This is a genomic window from Actinoplanes sp. NPDC048791, from assembly GCF_040650095.1.
Taxonomy (GTDB): Bacteria; Actinomycetota; Actinomycetes; order Mycobacteriales; family Micromonosporaceae; genus Actinoplanes.
The window spans coordinates 1-3,239 of record NZ_JBEZGQ010000951.1 but is presented as its reverse complement, the minus strand read 5'-3'; the positions used below and the strand labels follow the sequence as shown (position 1 = coordinate 3,239).

The following is a 3,239-nucleotide window of genomic DNA, read 5'->3' as shown; positions in this document are numbered from 1 at the left end:
CGCCGCGGTGCACCGGGCAGTGGGTACGGACGTCGAGCTCCTCGTCCCATCCCCCACCCTGCCGCCCGCCGTAGCCCGGCAACCCGGCCAGCACCACGGCGTCCGGCCACCACGTCTCCTCGGCCGACGACCGTGCCACCAGCGCGGCGATAACCGCCGCACCCACGTCGGCCCCGGCCAGCACCAGCGGGCGCACGAGATCGATGCTGCTCACCGCCTCCTTCAGTGCAGTGTCAACCACAGAGAGGTCGGCCGAGGGCGGCAGCACCCGCACCTGATACGCGTCGGCGGCCAGCCGGGCACCGAAGCGCCCGTACCCCGCCTGGCTTTCGCCCCGGCCGGGCAGCACGAGCACCGTGCCACGGACCCGGACCCCCTCGGGCGCGGCGAAGTCGCGGTAGCCGGTCATGTCAGTCCACCTTCGGTTTCCAGCCGAGGGCGGGCGCCACCTCGGTCGCGATGAGTTCCAGGGCTCGGATCGCCGCGTCGCGGTCCGGGATGCCGGGGTTGAACTGGGCGATCAGGTCGGTGGCCACCGGCAGCACCCGTTCCGCCTGCAGCCCCGCGATGATCTCGTCGGGGTGGCCGTGGAAGGCGTGGAAGCGGCGCAGCTGATCCTCGATGCCGAGCCCGGCCGGGAAGGCACCCCGCCGCACGAAGCCCTCGGTGGCCCGCCGGACGCCGTCGCCGATCTGGGCCAGGGCGGTGCGCTTGTCCCGCGCCGGGAAGATGAAGCGGGACAGGCCGATCCGGGGTTGGTGCGGGCGGTCCCAGGCGGCCAGGAACTCGTCCGCCCAGGGGCGCTGGATCACGTCGGTCGGTTCTTCGTAGCCGTAGGTGGCCCGGTTGAGCAGCAGGTTGGTGCCGGCCGCGGCCGCGTGCCGGGCTCCGGCGGCGCTGAACACGCCCTGCCAGATGCGGTCGGTGAAGTCGCCCGCCGGCGGCTGGATCGAGAAGCCGGACGTGCCGAGCTCTTCATTCGACAAGGCCCGGCGCAGGGTGGCCAGGCCGGCGGTGGTCAGCTCGCGTTTCTGGTCGAAGTCGGCGCCGAAGGCCGCGTACTCCTCCGGGCCGGCGCCGCTGCCCACGCCGATCTCGGCCCGTCCGCCGCTGAGCGCGTCCACCACCGCCACGTCCTCGGCCAGGCGGATCGGGTTCTCCAGCGGCAGGATGGTGATCGCGGTGGAGAGCCGGATCCGGCGGGTCCGGGCGGCCGCGTGGGCGAGGAACGGCCACGGCGACGACAGTCCCCCGCCGCCGAGCGGGATGTGGTGCTGGGCCACCCAGCCGACGTCGAAGCCCAGTTCGTCGGCCACGACGAACAGCTCCTGGGCGTCGCGGTAGGTGGTGGCCAGGTCGCCACGACCCTGCACGTGGGTGAGGAAGCCGAGCCGGAAGCGCGAAGTGGTGTTCACGCCCGGCCCCGGACCAGGCCGGGCTGGCCGGCCGGGGAAGGTTGGCCGGCCGGGGAAAGGCGGCGGGCCGCCGTATGCACGTTCTCCGGGATCGGCAGGCCGAGGTTGCCGCGCAGGGTGGTGGCCTCGTACTCACGTCGGACCACGCCGCGCTCCCGCAGGATCGGCAGCACCCGGTCGGTGAACAGGGCGAATTCGCTGGGTACGGTCACCGTCACGTTGATGCCGTCAAAGGCCCCGGCCTCGTACCAGCGCTGGATCTCGTTCGCGACCGTCAGCGCGGAGCCGACGAACGGCGAGCGCCGCGACTCCAGCGAGTGCTGCACCGTCTGGCGCAAGGTGAAGCCGTTCTCCCGGGCCAGCCGGGTGATCTGCTCCGCCTGGGTCTTGAAGCTGAGCGCGCCGAGGTGGCCGACCTCCGGGAACGGCGCGTCGAGGTCGTACTGGGTGAAGTCGTGCCAGCCGAACGGGCGGCCCAGTTCCTTGAGCGCGCGGTGGAAGTCCTTGCCGGCCAGCGACTGGCGTTCCTTCTCGCGGGCCTGCTCGTCGGTGTCACCGATGATCAGGCTGATGCCGGGGACGATCAGCACATTCTCGGGGTCGCGGCCCTGGGCGGCGGCGCGGGCCCGGATGTCGGTGGCGAACGCCTGGCCCTGCTCGACGGTCTGCGCGTGGGTGAAGATGGCGTCGGCGATGCCCGCACCCAGGTCGCGGCCCTCGTCCGAGTCGCCGGCCTGGAAGATGACCGGCTGGCCCTGCGGCGAGCGCTGGATGTTCAGCGGCCCGGCGACCGAGAAGTGCTCGCCCCGGTGGTCCAGCACGTGCTGCCGGGACCGGTCGAAGAAGACGCCGCCCTGCTTGTCGCGCGGGAACGCGTCGTCCTCGTACGAGTCCCACAGTCCCTGGACCACCCGCACGTGTTCCAGGGCCCGGCCGTAGCGGGTGGCGTAGTCGTAGTGCTCGGCGCGCCCGTAGTTGCCGGCCGTGCCGCCGTCGCCGGTGGCCACCACGTTCCAGCCGGCCCGGCCGCCGCTGATCAGGTCGAGCGAGGCGAGCCGCCGGGCCACGTTGAACGGGTCGTTGTACGAGGTGGTCAGCGTGCCGACCAGCCCGATGTGCGAGGTGTGCACGGCGACCGCCGACAGCAGGGTGAGCGGTTCGAGGCGGTTGAGGTAGTGGTGCGGCGAGTCCGGGGTGATGAACTGGCTGTCCACGATGAAGACGTGGTCGAACTTCGCCGCCTCCGCCTGCTGGGCCCGGGCGATGTACCAGCGGATGTCGACGCTGGCGTCGCCGGGGATCTCGGGGCTGAGCCAGGTGTCGTGCTGGCCCGGTCCACCGACCCCCATGAGGACGGCGCCGAGCTTGAGGTTTCTCCGGGGCATGGTGAGGAGTATCGGCAGGCCCGCGCCGCGCCGTCCAACGAAAGAACGTGATGGGAATCCATCACGGCAGCTCATCCAATTCCTAGTAAGCTCATGGGATGAGTAGGATGCTGGGGATCGCGCCGTTGCGCAGCTTCGTGGCGGTCGCGGACTGCGGCGGCTTCCAGCGGGCCGCGGCCTCGCTGCACCTGACCCAGGGCGCGGTGAGCCAGCACGTGCGCCGGCTGGAGGCGGCACTGGACCGCACGCTGGTCGAGCGGGACGGCCGCGGCTCGCGGTTCACCGCCGACGGCGAGGATCCGGCGGGCCCGGGCCAGCAGCACCTCGCCGGCGGCGGAGACCCCCGAGCCGCGGCCGTCCCGCACGACCAGCGACCGGACACCTGCCCCCTCCAGCCGGCGCTCCACCTGGCTCACCGCGCCCGGGGTCAGCTCCAGCG

4 protein-coding genes are annotated in these 3,239 nt (G+C 72.5%); 1 reads left to right on the top strand and 3 read right to left on the bottom strand.

What is annotated here, in order from left to right; translation table 11 throughout:
• From AB0C29_RS40290 to AB0C29_RS40280, 3 genes are all read right to left on the bottom strand, one after another.
• Positions 1-409 (bottom strand): hypothetical protein (locus AB0C29_RS40290; RefSeq protein ID WP_360832171.1); only part of this gene is annotated, 409 nt, incomplete at its 3' end.
• 1 nt (position 410) lies between these two features.
• Positions 411-1,415 (bottom strand): LLM class flavin-dependent oxidoreductase, encoded by a 1,005-nt coding sequence (locus AB0C29_RS40285; protein ID WP_360832168.1) that lies wholly within the window; start codon positions 1,413-1,415, stop codon positions 411-413.
• Positions 1,412-2,800, bottom strand: a complete 1,389-nt coding sequence (locus tag AB0C29_RS40280) for an LLM class flavin-dependent oxidoreductase (protein ID WP_360832165.1) — start codon at positions 2,798-2,800, stop codon at positions 1,412-1,414. The genes AB0C29_RS40285 and AB0C29_RS40280 overlap by 4 nt, the downstream gene beginning before the upstream one ends.
• A gap of 98 nt (positions 2,801-2,898) precedes the next feature.
• Here AB0C29_RS40280 and AB0C29_RS40275 point away from each other — a divergent pair.
• On the top strand, positions 2,899-3,239 hold a 341-nt coding region (locus tag AB0C29_RS40275), incomplete at its 3' end, for a LysR family transcriptional regulator (protein WP_360832164.1).